General features: G+C 67.2%; 26 protein-coding genes. All 26 read left to right on the top strand.

All coding sequences use genetic code 11. The features are described from left to right. Nucleotides 1–74: 74 nt before the first annotated feature. The 26 genes from HBO46_RS12655 to HBO46_RS12530 all read left to right on the top strand — a co-directional run bounded on the left by HBO46_RS12655 (nucleotide 75) and on the right by HBO46_RS12530 (nucleotide 22,466). Nucleotides 75–515, top strand: a complete 441-nt coding sequence (locus HBO46_RS12655) for a Gp19/Gp15/Gp42 family protein (RefSeq protein ID WP_191480147.1) — start codon at nucleotides 75–77, stop codon at nucleotides 513–515. Further along, on the top strand, nucleotides 512–841 hold the full coding sequence (locus HBO46_RS12650) for a hypothetical protein (protein ID WP_191480146.1): 330 nt from the start codon (nucleotides 512–514) through the stop codon (nucleotides 839–841). Before HBO46_RS12655 ends, HBO46_RS12650 begins: the two co-directional genes overlap by 4 nt. Then, on the top strand, nucleotides 838–1,128 hold the full coding sequence (locus tag HBO46_RS12645; protein WP_191480126.1) for a hypothetical protein: 291 nt from the start codon (nucleotides 838–840) through the stop codon (nucleotides 1,126–1,128). The genes HBO46_RS12650 and HBO46_RS12645 overlap by 4 nt, the downstream gene beginning before the upstream one ends. 5 nt (nucleotides 1,129–1,133) lie before the next feature. Beyond that, a complete protein-coding gene (locus HBO46_RS12640) occupies nucleotides 1,134–1,523 on the top strand; it encodes a hypothetical protein (protein WP_166140845.1) in 390 nt (129 codons plus the stop codon). Then, on the top strand, nucleotides 1,520–1,693 hold the full coding sequence (locus HBO46_RS12635; protein WP_166140846.1) for a hypothetical protein: 174 nt from the start codon (nucleotides 1,520–1,522) through the stop codon (nucleotides 1,691–1,693). The genes HBO46_RS12640 and HBO46_RS12635 overlap by 4 nt, the downstream gene beginning before the upstream one ends. A gap of 12 nt (nucleotides 1,694–1,705) precedes the next feature. Then, entirely contained in the window at nucleotides 1,706–2,278 is a 573-nt protein-coding gene (locus HBO46_RS12630; protein WP_166140851.1) for a phage tail tube protein, read from the top strand. A gap of 368 nt (nucleotides 2,279–2,646) precedes the next feature. Then, complete coding sequence (locus tag HBO46_RS12625) at nucleotides 2,647–2,895, top strand: hypothetical protein (protein WP_166140847.1); 249 nt, start codon at nucleotides 2,647–2,649, stop codon at nucleotides 2,893–2,895. 52 nt (nucleotides 2,896–2,947) lie between these two features. Then, on the top strand, nucleotides 2,948–3,316 hold the full coding sequence (locus tag HBO46_RS12620) for a hypothetical protein (RefSeq protein WP_166140848.1): 369 nt from the start codon (nucleotides 2,948–2,950) through the stop codon (nucleotides 3,314–3,316). 27 nt (nucleotides 3,317–3,343) lie between these two features. After that, a complete protein-coding gene (locus HBO46_RS12615) occupies nucleotides 3,344–5,929 on the top strand; it encodes a tape measure protein (RefSeq protein WP_191480145.1) in 2,586 nt (861 codons plus the stop codon). Next, on the top strand, nucleotides 5,926–7,746 hold the full coding sequence (locus tag HBO46_RS12610) for a DNRLRE domain-containing protein (RefSeq protein ID WP_191480144.1): 1,821 nt from the start codon (nucleotides 5,926–5,928) through the stop codon (nucleotides 7,744–7,746). The genes HBO46_RS12615 and HBO46_RS12610 overlap by 4 nt, the downstream gene beginning before the upstream one ends. Nucleotides 7,747–7,759: 13 nt before the next feature. After that, entirely contained in the window at nucleotides 7,760–8,944 is a 1,185-nt protein-coding gene (locus tag HBO46_RS12605) for a hypothetical protein (protein ID WP_166139616.1), read from the top strand. Beyond that, the gene (locus HBO46_RS12600) at nucleotides 8,941–11,814 is read left to right on the top strand and encodes a hypothetical protein (protein WP_166139614.1); all 2,874 of its coding nucleotides are present in this window, start codon (nucleotides 8,941–8,943) and stop codon (nucleotides 11,812–11,814) included. Before HBO46_RS12605 ends, HBO46_RS12600 begins: the two co-directional genes overlap by 4 nt. A 72-nt stretch (nucleotides 11,815–11,886) precedes the next feature. Then, entirely contained in the window at nucleotides 11,887–12,717 is an 831-nt protein-coding gene (locus tag HBO46_RS12595) for an N-acetylmuramoyl-L-alanine amidase (protein WP_166139612.1), read from the top strand. Next, nucleotides 12,714–12,995, top strand: coding sequence for a hypothetical protein (locus HBO46_RS12590; RefSeq protein ID WP_166139610.1), 282 nt, complete (start codon nucleotides 12,714–12,716; stop codon nucleotides 12,993–12,995). Before HBO46_RS12595 ends, HBO46_RS12590 begins: the two co-directional genes overlap by 4 nt. A gap of 11 nt (nucleotides 12,996–13,006) precedes the next feature. Next, nucleotides 13,007–13,258: a hypothetical protein gene (locus tag HBO46_RS12585; RefSeq protein ID WP_166139608.1), complete on the top strand. Its 252-nt coding sequence runs from the start codon at nucleotides 13,007–13,009 to the stop codon at nucleotides 13,256–13,258. Nucleotides 13,259–13,385: 127 nt separating this feature from the next. Further along, nucleotides 13,386–13,592 (top strand): hypothetical protein, encoded by a 207-nt coding sequence (locus HBO46_RS12580; RefSeq protein ID WP_166139606.1) that lies wholly within the window; start codon nucleotides 13,386–13,388, stop codon nucleotides 13,590–13,592. After that, a complete protein-coding gene (locus tag HBO46_RS12575; RefSeq protein WP_166139604.1) occupies nucleotides 13,583–14,137 on the top strand; it encodes a deoxynucleotide monophosphate kinase family protein in 555 nt (184 codons plus the stop codon). The genes HBO46_RS12580 and HBO46_RS12575 overlap by 10 nt, the downstream gene beginning before the upstream one ends. Nucleotides 14,138–14,320: 183 nt before the next feature. Beyond that, on the top strand, nucleotides 14,321–14,857 hold the full coding sequence (locus HBO46_RS12570) for a hypothetical protein (protein ID WP_191480130.1): 537 nt from the start codon (nucleotides 14,321–14,323) through the stop codon (nucleotides 14,855–14,857). Between the two features lie 234 nt (nucleotides 14,858–15,091). After that, nucleotides 15,092–15,913, top strand: coding sequence for a hypothetical protein (locus HBO46_RS12565; RefSeq protein WP_224769029.1), 822 nt, complete (start codon nucleotides 15,092–15,094; stop codon nucleotides 15,911–15,913). Further along, nucleotides 15,910–16,266: a hypothetical protein gene (locus HBO46_RS12560; RefSeq protein WP_166139601.1), complete on the top strand. Its 357-nt coding sequence runs from the start codon at nucleotides 15,910–15,912 to the stop codon at nucleotides 16,264–16,266. Before HBO46_RS12565 ends, HBO46_RS12560 begins: the two co-directional genes overlap by 4 nt. A gap of 117 nt (nucleotides 16,267–16,383) precedes the next feature. Then, on the top strand, nucleotides 16,384–17,082 hold the full coding sequence (locus HBO46_RS12555; protein ID WP_224768999.1) for a recombination directionality factor: 699 nt from the start codon (nucleotides 16,384–16,386) through the stop codon (nucleotides 17,080–17,082). Further along, nucleotides 17,079–17,252, top strand: a complete 174-nt coding sequence (locus HBO46_RS12550) for a hypothetical protein (protein ID WP_166139597.1) — start codon at nucleotides 17,079–17,081, stop codon at nucleotides 17,250–17,252. Before HBO46_RS12555 ends, HBO46_RS12550 begins: the two co-directional genes overlap by 4 nt. A 242-nt stretch (nucleotides 17,253–17,494) precedes the next feature. Continuing rightward, a complete protein-coding gene (locus HBO46_RS12545; protein WP_166139595.1) occupies nucleotides 17,495–17,680 on the top strand; it encodes a hypothetical protein in 186 nt (61 codons plus the stop codon). 81 nt (nucleotides 17,681–17,761) lie between these two features. Further along, nucleotides 17,762–18,511, top strand: a complete 750-nt coding sequence (locus HBO46_RS12540; protein WP_191480143.1) for a DNA adenine methylase — start codon at nucleotides 17,762–17,764, stop codon at nucleotides 18,509–18,511. Then, entirely contained in the window at nucleotides 18,508–20,955 is a 2,448-nt protein-coding gene (locus HBO46_RS12535; RefSeq protein WP_191480142.1) for a phage/plasmid primase, P4 family, read from the top strand. Before HBO46_RS12540 ends, HBO46_RS12535 begins: the two co-directional genes overlap by 4 nt. 230 nt (nucleotides 20,956–21,185) lie before the next feature. After that, a complete protein-coding gene (locus HBO46_RS12530; protein ID WP_166139589.1) occupies nucleotides 21,186–22,466 on the top strand; it encodes a DNA cytosine methyltransferase in 1,281 nt (426 codons plus the stop codon). Nucleotides 22,467–22,485: the final 19 nt, after the last annotated feature.

Raw genomic sequence — 22,485 nt, 5'->3', positions numbered from 1 at the left:
CCCCGTAGCGGGGGTCAGGTGCCACGCCTGGCCCCCGCTCCTGGCATATCCGCCCCACACGAAAGGAGCCGCACATGGCCCTTCTTTGGTCGACCGTTAGCGACGTGTCAGACCGATGGATCGGCGATCCGGTGCCTGCGACGCCCGCGCAGATTGAAACGCTGCTGGGCGACGCTGAGGACCTGATCGTGCGCGAGTTCCCTGATATGCCGGACCGGATCGAGGCCGGTGCCGTGCCCCTGGCGCGCGTGCGGCGGGTCGCGGCGCGTGTCGTTATCCGGCACCTGCGCAACCCCGACGGGATCCGGTCGCGCATGGAAGGGGCGGGTCCGTTCCAGAAGAACACGACTTACGGGGGCGACGACCCCGGCGCACTGGTCCTGACCGACGAGGACCGCGCCGACCTGGGCGGTACGAAGTCGCGGCGCGCCTATCAGATCGACATGGTTCCTGCTCTGCCCGCCGACGCGGCCCGCCCGCTCTGGCGGTCGTCGACGAGCTGGGAGGACCTGTGATTGCCCGGCTGCCGGTCGGCGTGCGGCGCTTCGTGGCTGGCGTGACCGACGCGCACGGGAACGAGGTTCCTACCTGGCTGCCCCCGGTCGAGGTCCTGGTCTACGGCGCGTATCCGAGGACGACCTCTGAGCCGCTGGCCGACCGTGACGAGGCCTGCCTGCACTGGTCGCTACTGGTCCCGGCGTCATTCGTCATCGGATCCCGCGACCGCGTCGTCATCGGCGAACGGGAGTTTGAGGTCGAGGGCGACCCCCTGGACTACACCCGCGGGCCATTCGGCTGGGCGGCTGGCACTGAGGTCTACCTAAAGCGAACGGAGGGATGATGGTTGCACGCGACGCGCGCGGACGCTTTACGTCGTCCGGCACTACGCGCATTAGTTGGAACCTGCGCGCCTTCGAGGCCATTCGCCGTTCGCCCGGCGTGGACGCCGCCCTACGCGCCAAGGTCGACAAGGTCCTGGCGCAGGTTGGCCCCGGCTACGTCGGCCACGTCGAGGCGGGTCGTACGCGATCCCGCGGCGCAGTGGTCACGGCGACCGGCGAGGCTATGCGGGACAACGCCGAAAACCACACCCTTGTACGCGCCCTGTCGAACATTCGGGGCGGGTGAGGCGCATGGCTGAGGCGATTGTCTTTCCTGACCCCGAAGCCCTGCTGGTCACGCACCTGCGGGACGCGCTGGGCGTGCGGGTCGTGACCCGCGTGCCTAACCCCCGGCCCGACCGCTTCGTGCGGGTCGTGCGGGTCGGCGGCAACCGTCGCAACCTGGTCACGGATTCCGCGATGGTCGTCGTGGAGGCCTGGGCACCCGACGACGTCGCCGCGTCCGAGCTGGCCCGGCTGGCCCGCGCCTATGTCGGGGCGCTCGAGGGCGAGACCGTCGGTGGCGCGTTCACGCGGCGCGTGACTGAGGTCGCCGGTCCGCAGAACCTGCCCGACCCCACTAGTGCGACGCCCCGCTACGTGTTCACCGTCGCCCTGGACCTGAGAGGAGACGCCCTGTGATTGACCTGCGTCATCCCTACTTCCCTGACGTCGTGGTCGCCGTCCCTGCCGATCGTGTCGGCGCGTGGGCGGCTGCTGGGTGGCTGGCCCCTGAGCTCGAACCGGAGCCGCTGCCGACCCCCGCCGACCCCGACCCCGACACCGAATCTGACACCACCCCTGAGGAGTAAGTAATGCCTAACATGGCTGCCAACGTTGTCGCCGGTAAGCCGCTGGCGACTGGCGGCGTCCTGATCGCCGCCCTGGGGACTGTCCTGCCGACCGACGCCACGACCGCCCTCGATGAGGCGTTTAAGGGCGCGGGCTACATCGGTGAGGACGGACTCACTGAGACCACTGAGCGATCCACGGAGAAGGTCAAGGCCTGGGGCGGCGACACCGTCAAGGTCCTCCAGACCGACTTCGCCGTGTCGTACCAGTTCACCTTCCTTGAGACGCTTAACGGCGACGTCCTGCGCACCGTCTACGGCGACGCGAACGTGACCACCACCCCGGCGACCGCTGAGGCGGGCACCCTGCACGCCGTCAAGATCAACGGCGAGACCCTGCCGCACAAGACCTTCGTCTTCGAGGTCAAGGACGGCGAGGCCCGTATCCGCATCGTCGTCCCTGACGGGCAGATCACTGAGGTCGGTGAGGTCACCTACGCCGACGGTGAGGTCGTCGGCTATCAGGTGACCGTCGAGGCGTTCGTCGACCCGACCCTGGGCGCTAACGCCGTCAAGTATGTCGACGACGGTAAGAAGACCGCCTGAGGTCACGTCTAACGTCCTGCGCGACTAGCGCAGGTCCCTAGGCCCCCTGTCCGCGCGGTTTCTACGCGCAAAGGTCCGCCGCGCGGGCAGGGTCACCAACTGCACCCCCTGGACCGATGCGCAACCTGGGCGCGCCGTCAACATGACGCCGCCCACACCTGTCATGCGGCTGGCACTCATGCCCCGCGACTGCCAAAACGGCACCTTTCGCCCCCGCCCTGACCTGCGCCTTCGCGCGTAGTGGACGCCCCCGCTCGCCTGCGGGTGGTTGCCCGATGGGCGGGGGTCAGGCCGTCTGCGGGCCGTTTACGCCTGTCTGACGGCGTCCCACGATCTGAGACCAAACCCCGAAAGGACCTACGCGCACCATGACCACCGACCTGTTTACGTTCGAGCACGACGGCGAGACCTACACCTTCGAGCGTCCGCTTGACGTCGTCCGCACCCCCGGCTGGCTGCGCGCCAACCGTCGCCGTGACGAGCTGGACCTGGCCTTTACGATCCTCGAGGCCGTCGCTGGCGATGAGGCCCTCGAGGTCATCGACAACATGACCCCGGCGCAGTTTGAGGCCCTGGCGACCCGTCTGCACGAGGCCATTAACGCCTCCTTTCGGTGAGGTCATCCGCGCCGTCTACGGGCTGTCCTACGTCGATCTGCACTCACTCCTGGTGACGGTCGACCGCTACGCCGAGGCGATCGCCTACGACCTGATCGGCCTAGGGCTGCGCCTGCGGGACGTCGGGTCTGCGCACTTCTCGTGGGCAGACCTGTACGTCATCGTGCGGCAGTCGCCGCGGTCGTCGGCGCTGGCCCGCGCCCTGGATCCCGAGGCCGTCGACTGGGGCATGACCGAGCTGCTGCTGGCCGAGGTCGCCGACGCGGCCCGCGTCGCCAACTGGCAGCGATCTGGCGGCAAGCGGCGCGACTACCCGAAGCCGATCCCGCGCCCCGGCGTGGACGACCCCGACACCACCTACGGACGCGGCGCGCTGCCGATTGACGACATGGCCGCCTGGCTCGGCTGGTCGACCCCCTAACCCCTGCCCACTGAAGGAGGCTGCCCCGTGGCTATCGAACTAGGAGCCGCGTATATCTCAATCCTGCCTAGCACGAACAAACTGGCCTCGGGCGTCCGTTCCGAACTGAGCTCGATCGGTAAGCAAGGCCTCGGCGCGGGACAGACCCTGGGCGCTGGGCTGCTCAAGGGTGCGAAGGCTGCCGTCGGCGTGGCCGGTCTGGCTGCCACTGTCGTCGGCGGCGCGGCCCTCAAGGGCGGTATTTCGCGCCTGCTGGATATCGAGGACGCGCAAGCCAAGCTCCGCGGGCTGGGCCACGATGGGAAGTCCATCCAGAAGATCATGGACTCCGCCCTCGGGTCGGTTAAGGGCACGGCGTTCGGCCTGGGTGAGGCTGCCACCACCGCAGCGGGCGCGGTCGCCGCTGGGATCGAGCCCGGTAAGGAACTGACCAACTACCTGATGGCGGTCGCCGACGCCGCAACCATCGCTGGCGTGCCTATGGCCGAGATGGGGTCGATCCTTAACAAGACGACCACACAGGGTCGCGCCTACACGATGGAACTAAACCAACTGGCGGACCGCGGCATCCCGATCTTCCAGTGGCTGGCCGATGAGTACGGCGTAACGTCCGACGCCCTGCGCGAGATGGTCGCCGACGGCAAGGTCGACGCGGCGACGTTCCGCAAGGTCATCACTAAGAACATCGGCGGCGCGGCGCTTGAGTCCGGCGAAACGACGCGGGGCGCGTATAAGAACATGATGGCCGCCCTGGGTCGTATCGGGGCTAACTTCCTCGAGGGCGCAGGCTTCGGTCAGGCCAAGGACGTATTCAAGGGTCTGACCGACCTAATGGCCCCGATCGAGGGCACGGCGGCCCGCATCGGCACTGCGGTCGGCACGCACGTAAACGGCGCGGTCGACAAGGTGAAGGCGTCCCTGGCCGACGGTGGCGGCGTTGACCTGTCTGGCCTCGTCGGGTCGTTTGCCACGATCGGGACCGCCCTGGGCAACGCCTGGGGCAAGTTGTCGCCGGTCCTGTCGTCCCTGGGATCCGAACTGTTTGCCACCCTGGGCGACGGCGTTTCGAAGATCGCCGATATCTGGACGACAAAGTTTGCCCCTGCCCTGGCGGACCTAATTCCGATCGTTACGCCTATCGCGCAGTTCTTCCTCAAGGTATTCGGCAGTGCGGTAATCGGGGTCATTAACGGCATTATCCAGGGCTTTGGCGGTTTGATGACCGTTGTGGCCGGCGTTGTGTCGGTCATTTCCGGCCTGCTGCACGGCGATTTCAGTAAGGCCTGGCAGGGAATCAAGGACATTGTTAAGGGTGCCATTAACTTTGTCATCGGACTCATTAGGGTCTGGTGGAATATCGGCATCATTAACATTTTCAAGAAGGGCGCACTCAAGCTCCTGGGTTCCTGGAAGGGCGCATGGACGGCGCTAAAGAAGGTCCCCGGTCTGGCCCTGAAGTTGGCCGGGAAGGCGGTTTCGCTCGCTATTCGCCTGCTGTGGCACATTCTGAAGAATGGCGTCAAGAATATCGGTAAGATTTGGAAGGGAATGGGGAAGCTCCTTTCCAAGGTTACCAAGGCGATTTGGAACGGCATTAAGAACCTTTTCGTAAAGGCCTGGGAAGGTATCAAGTTCTATATCAAGGCCGGGCTTTTGAAGCTGAAGGACCTGTGGAACAAGGGACTGTCCAAGATTAAGGACGTCGCGTCTAATATCTGGGACAAGATCAAGTCCGGCGTTACGGGAATGTTCGACAAGGTTCGATCCGCCTTTAGCAACGGGGTCGAGGCCATTCGGAATATCTGGAATGGGATCAAGGACGCCGCCCGCAAGCCGGTCGAGTTCGTCGTTAACACGGTCTGGAATAACGGACTGCGAAAGGTCATTAACGCCATTCCTGGCGTTGGTGACCTGCCGACGATTACCTTCGCCCGCGGTGGTTACACCGGACCCGGCGCTAAGTTCGCCCCTGCTGGAATTGTCCACGCCGACGAGTTCGTTATCCGAAAGGAAGCGCGCCGTCGGTTTGAGCGCGACTTCCCCGGTGCCCTGGATTACCTTAACCGATACGGAACGCTGCCCGGTCTTGCGGGTGGTGGTCTTTTGTCCAGTATCCGCGATTTCGGATCCAAGGTATTCGGCACCGACAAGGACGACAAGAAGGACAAGAAGGGCGGGCGACTCAAGAAGTGGCTCGGCGTTATCACGAAGCTTAAGGACCTGATTTCCGGTTTTGACCTTAGTGGGCTGACCGGCGCGTGGGGCGATCTGATCCGCCCCGCGATTCAGTCCCTGGCTAATAGTGCCGTCGCCTACGTTAACCGTCTGATCCCTGATTGGGGTCCGATTCCCGATAACCCGATCCCGCAGATTTTTGACAATGGCGGGATCTTGGAGCCCGGCGCGCTTGCCTTTAACGCGAGCCGCAAGCCCGAGGCCGTATTCAACCATCGGCAGTTTGCGGCGTTCGCTGAGGCGAACAACGCCCGGCCCCGCCGCGTCGAGCTGGTCGTCGGCGATCGGCGATTTGACGCCTATATGCGTGAGGTCGCCGAGGACACCTACCACGGCGAAACTGCCTACGCCGGTACCACTAGGAGGATGATGCGATGAGTAGCGTGACCGTTAGGTCAGGCTTTGATACGCACGCCGCTAAGCGAAAGGAGGGGCGCAATTTTGCGGGGGCGAAGTCCCTGGAACTGCGCCCCGCTGAGGCCGTCGGTTTCGTCTACTTCCGGTCGCCGGTGCCGCAGGGCGCGACTGTCACGAAGGCGACCCTGCGCGTGTATGCGCGCGGGGCGTCTAAGGGTCCGTCGCGCACCGTGAGTGTTCACCGCGTGTCTGAGTCGTGGAAGCAACGGCAGGTCACCTGGAATCGTCGCCCTGACGTGACCGGGTCGCCTGCCGTTAGTGCGGCCCTGGGCAACCTGCGCGACGGGCGGGCGATCACGGTCGACGTCACGAGCATTGTCCAGGCCTGGGCGAACGGCGCGCCTAACTACGGCGTCCGCCTGTCCCTGTCCGCGGTCGACGACGCTGACCGCCTGCTGCGCCTGTATTCGTTCAACACCGGCAAGCGTCCGACGCTGGAGGTGTCGTGGTCGGACCGTCCCGCGACCCCGACCGACCTGCGCCCTGCTGGCGGCATCGTGTCCACGACGCACCCGACGCTCCGGTTTGACTACCTGGACGTCGGTGGTAACACGCGCCTGTCTGCGGTCCAGGTGGAGATCCGCGACCCTGACACCGGCGACACCTGGACGTCGCCTGTGACTGAGACGCGCGCCGCCGAGCTGGACCTGTCCGAGACCGACTTCGGTGGTTTCGGATCGACGGGGCTGGAATGGCGGGTGCGCGCCCGTGACGGCGCGGGGCTGTGGTCTACCAACTGGTCGGACTGGTCCGACGAGGTCACCTATGAGGCCCTGACCCCGCCGACGATCATTAGCCCTGCCGACGGCGTCGTGTGGGAAACCACCCCGCCGATCGTGTGGGAGCCCCACGACGGGCAGGTGCGTTATCAGGTCATCGTGCGCGATGAGGGCGGCGACAAGGTCTACGACTCCGGTGAGATTCCGAGCGACGACGTGGTGCATAACATCCGCACCCCACTGTCCGACGATCAGACCTACAGGGTGGTCGTGCGGGTCTGGGACGCGCGGCTCCGCGTGGAGACCCCTGGCGCACCTGCGCACGCCTCCAGCCCTGCTGTGTCGTTCGCCGTCCAGGTCGACGACACGATCCCGGCCCCGACCGACCTGACCTGTGCCCCGCCCTACCGCGGCGCGCCGTACGTCGAGCTGCGCTGGACGCGGCCCGACACCCCCGACAACTGGACGATCTACCGCGACGGTCGAGCCCTGGCCGTGGAAGTCCTGCCTGAGGAGACGATCCAGGACGACGGTGCGACGTTCGTCTGGCGCGACTATTCGGCGCAGCCGCACACCGCGCACCGCTATTACGTCCGCCCGAACGTAAACAACCGATTGGGCAACCGGAGCGCAGTCGTCACGACGACGATGGGCACCGAGGGACTCTGGCTGGTCAACACCGAAACCGGCGCGTCGGTCTGTCTGTTCGGCGACGACGACGGGTCCTGGTCGATGCCTGAGGAGTCCTCGGTCTATACCCCCGTCGGGGGTAGTCGCCCTATCCGCATCGTGTCTGCCATGCGTGGACTTGAGGGCAACCTGAGCGGCGACCTTATGGACGGTTTCGGGCGGACCTGCGCCGAATGGCAGGCCGACCTAATGGCGATTAAGGGCGACCCGACTGCCGTCCTGCGGCTGGTCGCGGGTGACGTCAATATCCCGGTACTGGTCGGAAACATCGCCATGTCGCCTAGCCCGAAGTCGCGGGCTGGGCAGTCCCTCATGTCCGTCACGTTCGACTTCTGGCAGACCGGAGAACTGCCGTTCAAGATCAAGTAAAGGAGGGCACCGGTTGAACACCCTAGGACTCAAGGACGGCGACCGGCTGCTATTCGAGGACGCGCTGCGGTCGACCCACCGCGTGCGCGTCCTGGTCAATGTGACTGACCTACAGGGCGCGGTCGTATCCCGCCTAGTCGACCCGAAGACTGGCGGGTCGGAGGTCCTGATCGACGGTCAGGTCACGGTCGACCGCGACGCCGACGTCACCCGCACGGCGTCCCTGACGCTGCTGGATCCCACCCACGCCCTGAGCTTCGACACCGACTCGCCCGACGACGGTGCCCTGTACGCCGATCGCATGATCCAAGTGATCTACGGCGTGTACGTCGAGGCCCTGGGGCGCTGGGTGGACGTGCCTGTGTTCCTGGGACCGGTCACGAAGCTGGACCGCGCGCGCGACGTCGTCACGGTTGAGGCGCAGGGCAAGGAGACGCTCGCCGCGGGCGCGATCTGGCGGACCCTCAAACTGACCCGCGGCACCCGGTCATCCGATGCGATCCGCACACTGATGATTAACCGGGCCGGTGAGGGCCGGGTCAGTGTCGCTAAGGGTCGCGGCCCGAAACTGCCGAAGGCGCGCAACCTTGACCGCACCCTGTCGATCTGGGAGACCGCCCAGAGTTTCGCCCGCGGCATGGGCGAGCAGTTGTTCTACACCGGCGACGGGACGCTAACCCTGCGCAAGCGACCGGAGAACGTCGTCTATACGTTCACCGACGGCGATGGGGGCGACGTCCTAAGCGACGTGCAGGTGTCCTACGAACTGACCGACCTGAAGAACACGATCCAGGTCCTGGGTAAGAAGCCCGAGGGAAAGGGCAAGCAACGGGTCCGCGCGCAGGCCACCGCGCCGCGCGATCACCCGCTGAGTCCCTGGCGACTGGGCCGAACCGGCGCGCCTAAGTACCTGCCCGAAACGATCGAGGACACCTCGATTAGGACCCGCAAGGATGCCGCCGAACGGGCACGGGCGACCCTGTCGGCGCGGCTGGCCGAGACCGTGACGGTCGCCTTCGATTCCCTGCCCATTCCGCACCTTGAGCCGGGCGACAAGGTGCGTGTTAAGACAGGCGACTTCACGACGACGTTCTACCTGCGGCAGTTCACGATCCCGCTAACCCCGTCGGGCGACCCGGTTATGTCCGTCGGCTATTTCAAGAAGACCACCCCGAACCGGAGGAGGATCCGTCGATGACCTACACCACCGGGCAGATCGTCGCCGTTAATGCGGAGACGGTCTGTGACGAGCTGGTCGTGTCCGCTGCCGTCGGCGACACGGTCCTGTACCTGGACACTGCCGACGAGTTCAATGAGGGCGGCGGGATCCTGCGGCTGGACGACGGCACCGACGTCGCCTACGCCGCTGCGGACCTGGACACCGGAGCGGTCACCCTGACTGACCCCCTGCCGGTCGCCCTGGAGGCGGGTGACCTGGTCGCGCCCCTGGACATTGACGGCGCGCCGATCACCCGAATGGTGGCGCATGTCGCCACTGAAGGACTTGAGGAGGCCGACGACGTCCTCGAGGCCGACGTGCCGCACAACCTGATCCCGTACCTGCCCGAGGGCATCCGCGACGAGGGCAGGGGCGAACCGGTCCGACTGGCCTACGACGGGTCTGACCTGTACGTCGTGGACGTCCTGGGCGTGACCCCGCGCCTGGACGGTGCGACGGTCGACACCTCTGGGATGGAGGTCATCCCGCCCCCTGCCCCTGAGGTGTCGCCGTCCCTGGTCGCCTACGGCAACCCCCGCGGGATCGTCCTCGAGGTCGTCGGGGCTGACCCCGCCCTGGTCCTGACGCTGGATTACCACATGTCGACCACGTCGGGCTTCACCCCCGACTCCGCGACACTGGTCACCACCACCGCGTCACAGGTCGTTTCTGTCCAGGCCCTGCCCGACGGATCGCCCCTGGATCCCGACGCGGTCTACTACTTCCGCACGGTCGCCCGCAACGTGTCCGGTGAGGCCGGCCCCGGCCCCGAAACCGAGGGCAGCCTGCGCCTGATTGACGACGACGCGGTCACGACCCTGGCCGCATCCAAGATCGTCGCGGGCGACCTGGTCGGCGGGTACGCCCTGCTGGGATCCCTGTCGGTCGGCGGGCGTATTTCGCTGTCGCACGAGCAGGGCATCATCGTCCAGCTCGAGAACGGTGGCGTTATCCACTTTCCTGCCGACGGTTCCGCTGCCACGATTACCGCCGAACTGATTGCCCTCGCCCTGACCGTCCAGAATGGCCTCCAGATTCTGGGTCGTAACAATGTCATCGCGCAGGGCGCGGAGGTCGCGCTAGCGGAGGGCGTTTCCGACCCCGCGAAGGTGCCGACGGTATTCTACGGCTGGCCGACGGTCGCGCTAAACGGTTTCGTGGACGACGACCACCGAAAGGCCGAGCGCGTTCTGGGCGTCGAAAACACCGACGGTTCCATTATCGCTATCGTCGCGCAGCACACCGGCGACCGCGCCGGACAGGTCTATTACGAGAAGATCATTCCGTCCACTGGCGCGGTCACGCGATATAGCGCGACTATCCGCAAGTTTACGCCGGGCAATATGTGGCTTCGCGGTATGGTCGTGGTCGGCGGGAAGCGTTACGTTCTCTACCGCGATACCGACGTTTCGGTCCACTGGCGCGTAATGCGCCTAAGCGGCACGACCATCGAAGCCGAGAATACGGTTGCGACGCAGATCGAGGTCGGTTCCCGAAACGATAACGGCGACCCGTCGCGCAATTTCGGCGCGCCCGCAATTGCGTCATGGCTGGATACGGAAGTGGCCGTCCTGTTCGTGGACAAGAATGGCACCGTGGTAAAGCGTTTCCTAAACACCGAAACGCTCGCGCCCGTCGGCGCGGGTGTATTCGGTGGCGACGCGACCATTACCGGCTATACCGCGCCGACTGGTGCGCGCCGTTTGGTGGCCGCCTATGGAAACGGTAACGGCACCGCCGATACCACGTCCTGGATCGCGTTCTGTAATACCGCCGATAACCGGGCACCGTACAATGGTCGGTTTACGGGTATTGCGGTCAGTTACTTGAACGAAAACCCCCTCGACCCGCACCATTCGTTTACGGTCGCCACGAGTGCCGAATATCCTGGCGTCCCTGATAGCGCGTCGACCAATTACCACCTGAGTCCTACGGATGAGGGATGGATCCTGTTCGCCTACGGGGCGGGCAAGTGGCCGACGCGCAGCGACGGTAACGCGCAGATCGGCAGTCTGTACGAGACCGTGCGGTACACCCTGCGCGACGATGCCGGGCACGAGACGCTGGCTAGTCCGCCGCGGCAGGTCACCTACCCGCCGCGGGCCGTCCTGGTCGTGTCCGCCCCGCCCGTGCCGTCCGACGTCGACTACGTGCGCGTATACACCTACTGGGCTGGCGACTCGACGGGCTGGACCGCCTGGGATGCGCCTGTGGGCGTCGAGACGATCGCCCTGGACATGAGGACCGGGACGCCGGGCCTGGCCCTGCCTGAGGCCAGTTCCTTCGCCGCGGCGGGCATCCCTGCCCGACTGGTAAGTGCGCGCACTGACGCCGCCGGGCCTCTCATCGAGCTGCGTGGCGACGGCGCGGGGCGGGTCGGCCCCCTGGCGTGGAACGCCGACGGCGCGCGCACCGACGACACGGGCTGGATCGACGTAACCCTGGCTAACTCCTGGGTGGCCTACGGCACGCCCTACGCGACGCCCGGTTATCGCCGGATCGGCAACCGGGTCCACCTGCGCGGCGTCCTCAAGTCGGGCACGGTCGGCAACATGTTCCGCCTTCCTGAAGGCCACCGACCCGCCTATGACGTCGAGCTGCCTGCCGTCGCTGCCGCGGTCACTGCGGACGTGACTGCCGCTCTGACGACGCACCGCACGACCACCCCAATTAACGATGCTGTGGCGACCCACCGACACGACGTAAACGTGCAACCCAGTGTCTCGGCAGTTACCCGATCGGTCGCGGTCCGGCTGACCGTTATGGCTGACGGTGCGGTCCATATCGGCGATTCCAACGTGGACCACACCTGGATATCGCTGGACGGGATCACGTTCCTGACCGACTGACCTACCCCGCCCTATCGCCCCTGTCGCCTCATGGCGGCGGGGGCGATTTGGCGTGCCCGAAAGGAGCCCCGCATGGCATACAAGTATCTGCCCGCCGACCTGCCTAAGCGACTGCGCGCGGCGGGTCTGACGGTAGTTGAGGTCGACGGGTGGCGCACCCGCGGACGACCCGCCTCGACCGGCGCACATGCCCCTGTCGGCGTCCTGTGCCACCACACCGCGACCGGTCGGTCAGTGTCCGACACCGCAGTAGTGGCGCTGCTCAAGAATGGCCGGTCGGACCTGGCCGGCCCCCTGGCGCACTTTGGTCTGTCCCGTAACGGAACGGTCTACATGATCGCCGCGGGGCGTGCCAATCACGCCGGGAAGGCGAAGGCGTCGGGCAGCGTGTCCGGTGGCGATGGTAACGCCCTCTATGTCGGCATCGAGGCGTTTAACGACGGCGTCGGTGAGCCCTGGCCGTCGGCGCAGTACGAGGCCTACGTGACCCTGTGCGCTGTCCTGTGTCTGCACGTCACGGGCAACTCCGCTAAGACGGTGCGCGGGCACCGCGAGACGTCGGTAACCGGCAAGATCGACCCGACGTTTGATATGGCGAAGTTCCGCGACCGGGTCGCCGCGCGGATGGGTGAACTGCGCGCCCCTGCTGACACCCGCCCCGCCGTGTCGCTCGAGCGGGTCAAGCGTGCCGCGCAAACCCCCGCATGGCGGCGCGCCCTGACCGGGAAGCGCGTCCTGGCCGATCGTCGCCGCGTACGCGCGGCCCTCAAGGCCGAGGGCTGCGCGACGTTCGCCGAATGGCAGCGGCGCCTCGGCTACACCGGTGCCGACGCCGACGGGATCCCTGGCCGTGCGTCCCTGACCGCCCTGGGCGACCGTCAGGGCTTCAGGGTCGTGCCGTGAGGCCCGAGGACGACGTCGTGCCCGATGAGTCCGTGCCGACCTGGGCGGTACGCCTGGAGGCGAAGGTCGACGTCGCCCTGGCCCGGCACGGGTCGCAACTGGACGCCCACGAGCGCGATATCGCCGACCTGCGCGCCGCGGCGCACGAGCACGATGCCCGCCTACGCGCCCTTGAGCGCGTCCCGGCGATCACGCCTAGGCAACTGGGCGCGGCTGCCCTGGGCGTCGTCGGCGCGGTCGGCGCGCTAGTTCCGTTCCTGGATCGTGTCTACACCTGAGGAGGTCACCTATGCCCCTGCCGTCTAACCCGTACGTCCGCATGTTCATCGGTGGTCTGGTCGCGGCGATCGCCGTTGCTACGCCGATCGTTGACGACGGCGTGACCATGTCGGAGGCCCTGTCGATCCTGGCTGCGTTCCTGTCCGGCACCGGTCTGACTGCCGTCCCGGCTGCCAACCGTCAGGCGGTCTGCGAGGCCCTTGAGCTCGATGAGGCCGACCTGGTCGATGACGAGCTGGCTGACGCCGATCTGGGCGGGTAGGCCCTGCCCTAATGAGCCCGCGGCATTAGGTCCACACCTGGGCAGTCCGCGCCTCACTGGCGCACTACCTCACCGGTAAGTCGCGGGGCGATTGCGCCCCGCCCCATCACTGGGAGAGGAGGACCTAATGTCGTGGGACGACGACCACGACCGGGCAGCCGACGCCCTGCACGACGAGGCCGAACTACTGGCCGATATGGCGCGCTTCGCCCACTTCGGCGACCCTGAGCGCGCCGCCGAACTGCGGCAACGCGCGACCGATCTGGTACGCCTCGCCGCCGCGATCCGCGCAGCGGGTGAGGCCGACAAGGGCGGCGGGTGCGAATGTCCCTAGTCGGAATCGTCGGCAAGAAGCGCGCCGGGAAGGACACCCTGGCCGGCTACCTGATCCCGCACGGTTACACCCGGTTTGCTTTCGCTGACCCCCTCAAGGTCGCGCTACTGGCGACTAACCCCCTTTACAAGGGCGGGCAGCGGCTGGGCGACCTGATCGACTCCACTGGCTGGGAGACCGCGAAGGCCCTGCCTGAGGTACGTCGGCTGCTACAGGAGTTCGGCGGCGCGGTCCGCGCGCTTGACCGCGACTTCTGGGTGCGCGCCACGCTGCCGCACGCCGTGGCGAACGGTCGCGCGGTCGTTACCGACGTGAGGTACCGAAACGAGGCCGACGGGATCCGCGCGGCGGGCGGCTACCTAGTCCGCGTCGTACGCCCTGACTGCCCGACCACCTTGCGCACCGGCGACGGGCAGACCGTCCCGCTGGACACGCACGATTCTGAGACTGAGCTCGATGGATACCCCGTGGACCTTGAGGTCGTAAACCACACCCTTGAGGACCTCGAGGCCGCGGCTGCGACGATCCTGGCGCGCGCCGCCTGACCACTGACCCCCGTCCCTGGACCTGACCGGTCTGGGGGCGGGGGTCTTTCGCGCTTCTAGGGACCTATAGCGGCGCGCTACAGATCCCTACAGGGGCGGCCCCTGAGTCGCGCGAAACGTCACGCGCGCTATCATGGGGGCATGAAGACGAAACCACTGCCCCTCAAGGTCACGCACGATCGGATGGTCAAGGCACTGCGGGAGTACCTGCGCAAGGACGAGGCCGACCGGACCCCCGACCTGCGCATGATCGCCGCCCTGACCGTCCTGGCGCGTGAGGCCATCCCGCAGGCCGACGGAGAACCGGACTGGCGCGGGCGTACACATGCGTACCGCGAGTGGATCAGTGAGGCCTACCGGGACGCCGGTATCTACGGCGAGGACGCACGCAAGATTCAGTCTGCGGCGCGCTATCACGTCGGGGTCGCCCTGCGCGACTACCTGGACGCCGACACCCTGGCTGACTACGGGCTGGCGCAGGCGTCGCCGGTCGACCGTGCCCGCACACACCGGCGCGTCCGCGCGCAGACTGCGCACGCCCTGAGCGACGCGGGTGGCCCTGGGTTGAAGCTGGGCGCGGCCCTGTCGATCCTCACCGACCTGGATCCCGCGGCCCTGGCAGCCCTGCCCCCTGAGGATCAGGCGACGGCGCGCGGGGCGCTGGCCGACCTGGAGCGCCGGGTCGCGGCCCTGATCGGGGGTCTGTCCGACGCCGGATGAGGCCCGGCAGTGTCGCAAGTGTCGAAACTACCTACATCCTGTATTAGTGCTAGAAGCGGTCGGTCGCTTCTAGCGGGAATGGGGAATGTAGGTAGTTTCGACACTTCCTACACGCAGTGACCTACATGACAGGCCGGCCCCGCCCCCGCCCCGTGCCCCGACCGGGCAGCGCCCTGCCCACTGGCGCACTAACTAGGTGTCCCTGACCCCTAGTTAGGAGGGAGCCGCCGCAAGGTGACCCAACCTAAGATCAACACGATTAAGCGCGGGGGCGCGCGCCTGTACGTCCACCCTGAGACCGCCGACAAGGTCCCCGGCGTTACGTCCATCCTCAACATGTTGCCGAAGGACTTCCTTCGGTTCTGGGCTGCCAAGGTCGTCGCCGAGACCGCAGTCGACAACCTGGGGTCTGTCGTCGGGCTGGCGCTTAACGACCGTCAGGGCGCGGTCGACTACCTGAAGCGCGCCCCGCAGCGCGACACCGGACAGGCCGCCGATATGGGGTCCGCAGTCCATGACCTGTTTGAGCGGCTGGCCCGCGGTGAGTCTGCGGGGCGGGTGCATCCCGACCTGAAGCCCTACCTGGCGATTTTCAAGGGCTTTGAGGATCAGTACGCCCCCGAGTTCCTGCACCTGGAGGAGACCGTCTGGTCGGACACCTACGGGTATGCGGGATCGTTCGACTTCATCGCCCGCGTGACTGACCCCGGCACGCGCGAACAGATCACGGTCGTCGGCGACTGGAAGACGACCCGGTCGGGTGTCCATGAGGAGGTCGCCCTACAGGAGACCGCCTACAGTCGCGCGGACTACATCATCCGGCCCGACGGTGGCCGCGTCCCGCTGCCGCGCCTTGACGGGGGTCTGGTGGTCCACGCCCGCCCCGAGGGCGGCAAGGTCGTCCCGGCCCGCCTGGGCGATGACCTGTTCGACGTATTCCTGGCGCTGCTCAAGGTCTACGAATACGAGAAGGACCTGAAGCGCGGCGTCCTGGGCGCTGACCTGCCGATCGCGCCGGTGGAGGACACCCGCACCCGTCGGGGGCGCTCCGCATGAGCCGGGACGACCTGATCTGGCTGGCCGGTCTGCTGGAGGGCGAAGGGTCATTCGACCTGCACCGCGGACGCTACCCCCGCGTGCGGCTGGCGATGACTGACCGCGACGTCGTCGGTCGAGCTGCGACGCTGCTGGGCGGGTCGGTCCGCCTGAGCCTCAAGCCTGCGCCGCATCGGGCTATGTGGCACGTCGAGGTATCCGGCACGAAGGCGTCCGCTGCCATGCGCGCGATCCTGCCCTTCATGGGCGCGCGCCGCTCTGCGCGGATCGCCGACGTCCTGGGCCACGCGACCCTCGAGCCGGGCACATCCGGCGCGCCTGGCCCCGCGATCTGCCGCCCGCCTGCCATGTGACCCGCACCCCCTGAGCAATCGCCGCCTCCCTGGCGCACTGACCTACTGACGCGCCTACACAACGCCGTCACAACACACCCCCCAACTAGAAGAAGCGAAAGGACGACACCCGCACACATGGCTGGTCTTCGTATCTTTGGCGACGCTGACACCGCTACCACCGCGCCTAAGCGGCGTACTGATGACGTCGTGGGCCGGTTCCGTTCGGGCTACGTGGCTAACAACATGCCGGTTGCCCTGTCCGACTGGCGCGTGACCACGGGTGACCCTGAGGTCGCCGAGCGCGTGGCTGAGCTCCTCAACGGCGATGAGCCGCAGACCTGGGACGCGACCGGTGAGGACAACCTCGAGGTCTTTACGAAGTCGACGTCGGTTGAGGTCATCCTCGACGGCCCGCGCGCACTGCGGCAGGCGATGGTCCTCTACGGGCGTAAGGGCATCCTCCGCGTGTCCGACGGCGAAACGATCACCTACCCCGAGGAGGACAAGGGCAAGCCTGACCCGCAGGCCGGACAGTCGCTCCAGGAGCGCAAGGACGCCGCCCGCGCAGGCACCGGCGCGGAGCCGCGGATCGAGCTGTTCTTCCGGCTGGCCGACGCCCCCGACCTGGGCGTATTCAAGTTCCAGTCGGGGTCCTGGTCCCTGGCCCGCGACCTTGCCTACTTTGGCACCGAGGACGAGCTGGCCGACTACGACGGACCGGTGCGCGCGACCCTGGCCCTGGAGCCGGTTTCTTTCGTGGCTAAGTCTGGTCCCCGCGCGGGTCAGAACGTGTCCTACACGAAGCCGGTTATCAAGATCCTGGGCGACGCATGATCGTGACTGTCCTGCTGGTCGTCGGCGCGTTCCTGCTGGCGATCCTGCTGGGCGTGACCGCAGGTCTGGTCGCCGAGGGCTTCAACCTGCCCCCGACCGCCTGCGGCGCGGTCTGCCTGTCCGTGACGATGCTGGCCCTGGTTGAGGGGCTGGCCGCGGCCCTGCCGTAACCCCACCCCCACACGCGAAGCGCCCCTGCCTGTCCTGGCGGGGGCGCTTTCGTGCGTTCCGAAAGGACCCACCCGTGTCTAATCCGCAGAAGGCTAAGGGCACCCGCTGGGAGACCGCAGTCTGTCGGTTCCTACAGGATCAAGGCCTCCAGGCCTACAAGCCCCGGCAGGCAGGTCGCCGCGATATCGGCGATATCCACGTGCCCCCCTTTGTCCTACAGGCAAAGGACTACCGCGACGTCGTGACTGCCCTGCGTGAGGGCGTCGAGGGCGTGCGCGTCCAACGTCTGCACGCCGACCTGCCCTACGGCGCAGCGGTCGTCAAGCGTGCGCGCAAGCCGGTCGAGGACGCCTACGTGGTCCTGCGCCTGGGCGACTTTCCCCGGCTGGTCCGCGACCTGATCGCCGCTGAGTCCCGCGACGTGTGACGCAGGCCGCGCGGGCAGTTCCGGCCCCCTAGGCGCACTACCTAGTCGTAAGCAACCCGACCCGAAAGGAGGCCGGACCCTGTGAGGTATCAGGGCGGCAAGCATCGGCTCGCTAAGGAGCTGGGACGCATCATCATCGAACGTGCCGCGGGCCGGTCGACCTACGTCGAGCCCTTTGTCGGAGGCGCGTCGGTCCTGGCGCAGGTCGCACCCCATTTCCGCCGTGTCGTCGCCGCGGACGCGCAGGAGGACCTGATCCTCATGTGGCGCGCCGTCCAGGACGGCTGGATCCCGCCGACCACGATGCCCTCGGTGGAGGACTACTGGGCCATGCGCGACGACCCGACCCCGTCGCCGCTGCGCGCGTTCACCGGTTTCGGTTGCTCGTTCGGGGGCGGCTGGTTCGCCGGTTACGCACGGTCCAACACGCTCCGTGAGGACTTCGCTATGGCCGCGCACCGCGGGATCCTGCGCAAGGCCGCCAACTTCCCACACGCGGAGTTCCGGCACTGCGACTACAGGCTCCTGGGCGACGTCATCGGCCCCGACGCGGTCGTCTACTGCGACCCGCCGTACGCCGGGACGCGCACCTACAAGGGCACCCCGTCCGCGGGCTTTGACCACGACATGTTCTGGCGCGTCGCCGCCCGGTGGTCTGAGGCCGGCGCGGTGGTCCTGGTGTCTGAGTACGCCGCGCCGGATCACTGGGTGCCGATCTGGTCTAAGACCCGCCATGTCGACTTCTGTCTGGATAACAAGGGTCACAAGGCCGTCGAGCGCCTGTACGTCCACCCTGCCCACCTGACTGCCGCCGACCGGGAGGCCGCGTGACCCTCGACGACCTGATTTCACGCTTCGACGTAGTCGAGCACGACCCCGACGGCTACCGCGTCCACTGCCCCGCGCACCACGACACCGACCCGTCCCTGAGGATCACGGTTTCTGAGAAGGGCGCGGTTCTGGTCAAGTGCCGCGCCGGTTGCCCGACGGCGACGGTCGTGGCGCAGCTCGGCCTGACGATGCGCGACCTGGCGACCATGACCGCGGGCGATTCCCTGGACTTTCGCCGCGCGGCCTCGACGGACCGGCCCGCGTCGCCTGCCGACGTCGCCCGCCTGGCCGTCGACCTGGACCGGTGGTCGGCTGCCCTGGCCGACTGCCCTGAGGTCCAGGACTACGCCGCGCGCCGGTTCGGGCTGACCCCCGCGGACATGGAGCGCCTCGGGCTGGGCGCAGCCGACGACCTGCCCGGTGGCGTCCGGCTGGTCGTGCCGTTCCGTGACCCCGACGGCGTCGCCCGTGGTTTCCAGGCTCGAGCCCTCAAGCGGGACGCCGCCGTGCGGTGGTTCGGTCCGCGGTCGCCCGAGGGCGCGTCCTGGGCGAAGGTCGCCTACTTTCCTGGTGGCGCGAACTGGGACGAGGTCCTCATCACCGAGGGTCCTGGCGACTCACTGACCGGCGCGGCCCTGGGCTACGACACGATCGGCGTGCGTGGCGCAGGCCTGGCCTCTAACCCCGCCGTGGTCGAGGCGATCGCCGACATGTTGGACGACCGGCTGGCCGTAATCTGCGGCGACGGCGACCCCGCGGGTCGGACGTTCGCTACGACCCTGTCGCGCGAGTTGCTGGCCCGCGGCAAGCGGGTCAAGGTCCTGCCGGTCCCTGACGACCACGACCTGACCGACTGGCGTGAGGTCGACCCGGTCCGGTTCCCTGCGCAGGTCATTCGGGCGATCACTGACACCCGTGAGGAGACCACCGTCGCCGCCGTCCTGCGCGAACGTGACGAGACCCGCTACCCCCTGACCGACCTGGGCAACGCCTACTTCGCGCGCGACTTCATCGCCGCGCGCGGGTCTGGGGTCAAGTATTCGCCTGAGGTCGGTTTCTTCCTGCTGCACGGCGGGGTCTGGCGGCACGACCGACTGGACCGGACCCGCTCCCTGGTCCAGGCCGCGGCGCAGCAAGTCGCCGAACTGGCCGCCGACCTATCCGCGGCGTCCCTGGCTGAGCCTGAGAACACGACGAAGGCGCGGGTGGCCCGGCACTGGGCCGGATGGGCGCGCTATTCGCAATCGTCGCGCGGGATCGAGTCGGCACTCAAGGAGCTGGCGGCCCTGCGGGACGTGGCGATGGACGTCAACGACTTCGACCGACACCCCGACCTCCTGGCCGTCGCTAACGGCGTCGTGGACCTGCGCACCGGCACCCTGCGGCCCCACGACCCGGCGCTCCTGCTGACCCGGCGCGTCGAGGTCGACTACGACCCTGACGCCCGCTGCCCGCGGTGGGATGCGTTCCTGCGGGAGATCTTTCCTGCGCATCCCGACCTGCCCGACTTCATGCGCCGATGGGTCGGCTACGGGATCACAGGGCGCACCGACGAGCAGGCGTTCGCCGTCCTTTGGGGCACCGGCGCTAACGGTAAGTCTGTCCTAACCGACACCCTGACTGAGGTCTTTCGCGAGCTGACCGTCACGACGCCCTTCTCCACCTTTGAGGAGAAGTCTGCTGGCGGGATCCCGAACGACCTAGCGGCCCTCAAGGGCGCGCGGCTGGTCATGGCTAGCGAGGGCGATCAGGGGCGACCTATGGCTGAGGCCGTCCTCAAGCGGGTGACCGGGCGTGACCTGATCGCTGCCCGGTTCATGCGCAAAGAGTTCTTCGAGTTCCGCCCGACGTTCGCCCTCATGCTGGCGACGAACTACAAGCCCAACTTCCGCGGACAGGACGAGGGTCTGTGGCGTCGGGTGAAGCTGGTTCCGTTCGAGCGTTACTTTGCCCCCCATGAGCGCGACCACCGTCTAGGCGACACGCTGCTGGGCGAGCGCGCTGGGATCCTGGCGTGGGCTGTGCGGGGCGCGGTCGAGTGGTTTGCGCGTGGACTTGAGGACCCTGAGGTCATCCGGCACGCGACCGCCGAATACCGCGAGACGTCTAACGCCCTGGCCGGTTTCCTGCCCGGCGTATTCGTCGTCGAGGACGGCGAACGGCTGACCGGCAAAGCCCTCTTCGATGCCTACCTGGAATGGGCCGACGAGGAGAACCTGCCTGGCCGCGAACGTTGGACCCGCCGCACGTTCTTCGCCGCCCTTGAGGAGCGCGGGCTGGTCAAGCGGCGCGCAGCGGCGGGCGTTGTGTTTGAGGGCGTACGCCGTGCCCGCGCCGCCGACCGTGAGGAGGTCGGGGTCACACGGGCAGGACAGGCCCCGCTGGCGCACTCACCTACTGACACCGCGACGGCCCCTGGCGGTCCGTCCCTGTTCGACGTCTAAGGAGGTTTGCCCTGCTGGTCATCCCTGCCCACTGCCCCCGGTGCGGGTGCGGAGTGTTCGTGACCGAACTGCCGACGGTCTGCCCTGACTGCCTCGAGGAGGGCTACGTGGTCGACGTAGTCCCTGCACCCGCCGACTGACCAACCCACCAACTGCGGCCCTAGTGAGGCCCCGCCGCTTAACGGGATGAGCGGTCCGGGATTTGTACGATATCTAAAGGAGGATCGGTTGTGGACGCGCGTAGCGTGGACGCTATCGTATTGTTTTCGGGACCCGGCGGAGTCTGTGAAGGGCTCCGAATGGCTGGGATGAATAAGGTCGTTGGCGTCGAGCACGAGCCGGACGCCGTTGCTACGGCACGCGCGGCGGGCCATGCGGCTTTGCTGGAGGACGTCCGCGAGCTCGACCCGCGTGAGGTTGCCGACCTTTACGGGCTGGGAGCCGACGGGCGGCATTTGCTAATCCAGGCGTCTCCGCCGTGTCAGGGCCTTAGTATGGCTGGCCGTGGCGCGGGCCGTAAGGACCTGGCCGCGCTCGCCGCTGCTGTCGAGTCTGGCGCGCTGGGAGATTGTTACGACGAGCGTTCACCGCTCACTATCGAAGTGCTCCGCTGGATTGCGGCCCTGTCGCCTTCCTTTGTGATGCTGGAGCAGGTTCCCGCCGCTCTCGTGGTTTGGGAGGCAATCGGCCACAAGCTGGAGCGCGAAGGCTATAGCGTCTGGACCGGATATGTGCAGGCGGAGCAGTACGGCGTTCCCCAGACGCGAAAGCGCGCTATTCTGCTCGCGTCTCGCCTAGGGCCGGTTAGCGCGCCGACTCCGACGCACTCCCGGTATTACTCCCGCTCTCCGGAGCGGCTCGACCCGGACGTTTTGCCGTGGGTCAGTATGTCGGAGGCGCTGGGCTGGGCCGCGCCCGGCGCTCCGAAGGGTTACCTTTTTGGCCAGCACGATCGGCCGATCGCGGCGGAGCGGGCCGAGCGTGTGGCACGTCGAAAGGCGGACGATAACGGGCCCTGGGTTCCGCACGAGCGCGACGAGCCGTGCGACTGTCCGGTAACGCTTAGCGCGACAAATCCGCGCCCGAATTCCGCGCACCGTACGCCGTGCATGCCGTCGCCGACTCTGGCATTCGGCCACGAGCGCCCGCGCTGGAACCCGCGCGAGACGCTGGACGACGGTTCTCCGCGCTGGAATGACCAGAGCGGGACGCCGGTAGATGAGACCTGGCCGGATAAGCGACCCGCTACGACTGTCGCCGGTCGTGGACTCGTGCAGAATCCGGGCGCGACGGCCAACCGCTATAACGGCTCCACAAAGTCCCGTAATGATGGCGTACGCGTGTCCGTCGCGGAGGCTGGCGTACTCCAGAGCTTCCCAGCGGATTATCCGTGGCAGGGCAGCGCTACTAGCCAATTCGTCCAGGTTGGCAATGCCGTCCCGCCGCTTATGCAAATGCGCCTCACTGTTCACCTGCTGGCCGGCGTCGCGCATTCCCAGGAATCCCGCTAGCGCGTCCCGCCGACTGACC

This window comes from Nocardioides ochotonae (assembly GCF_011420305.2).
Lineage (GTDB): Bacteria > Actinomycetota > Actinomycetes > Propionibacteriales > Nocardioidaceae > Nocardioides > Nocardioides ochotonae.
This window is presented reverse-complemented; position numbering and strand designations above follow the sequence as displayed.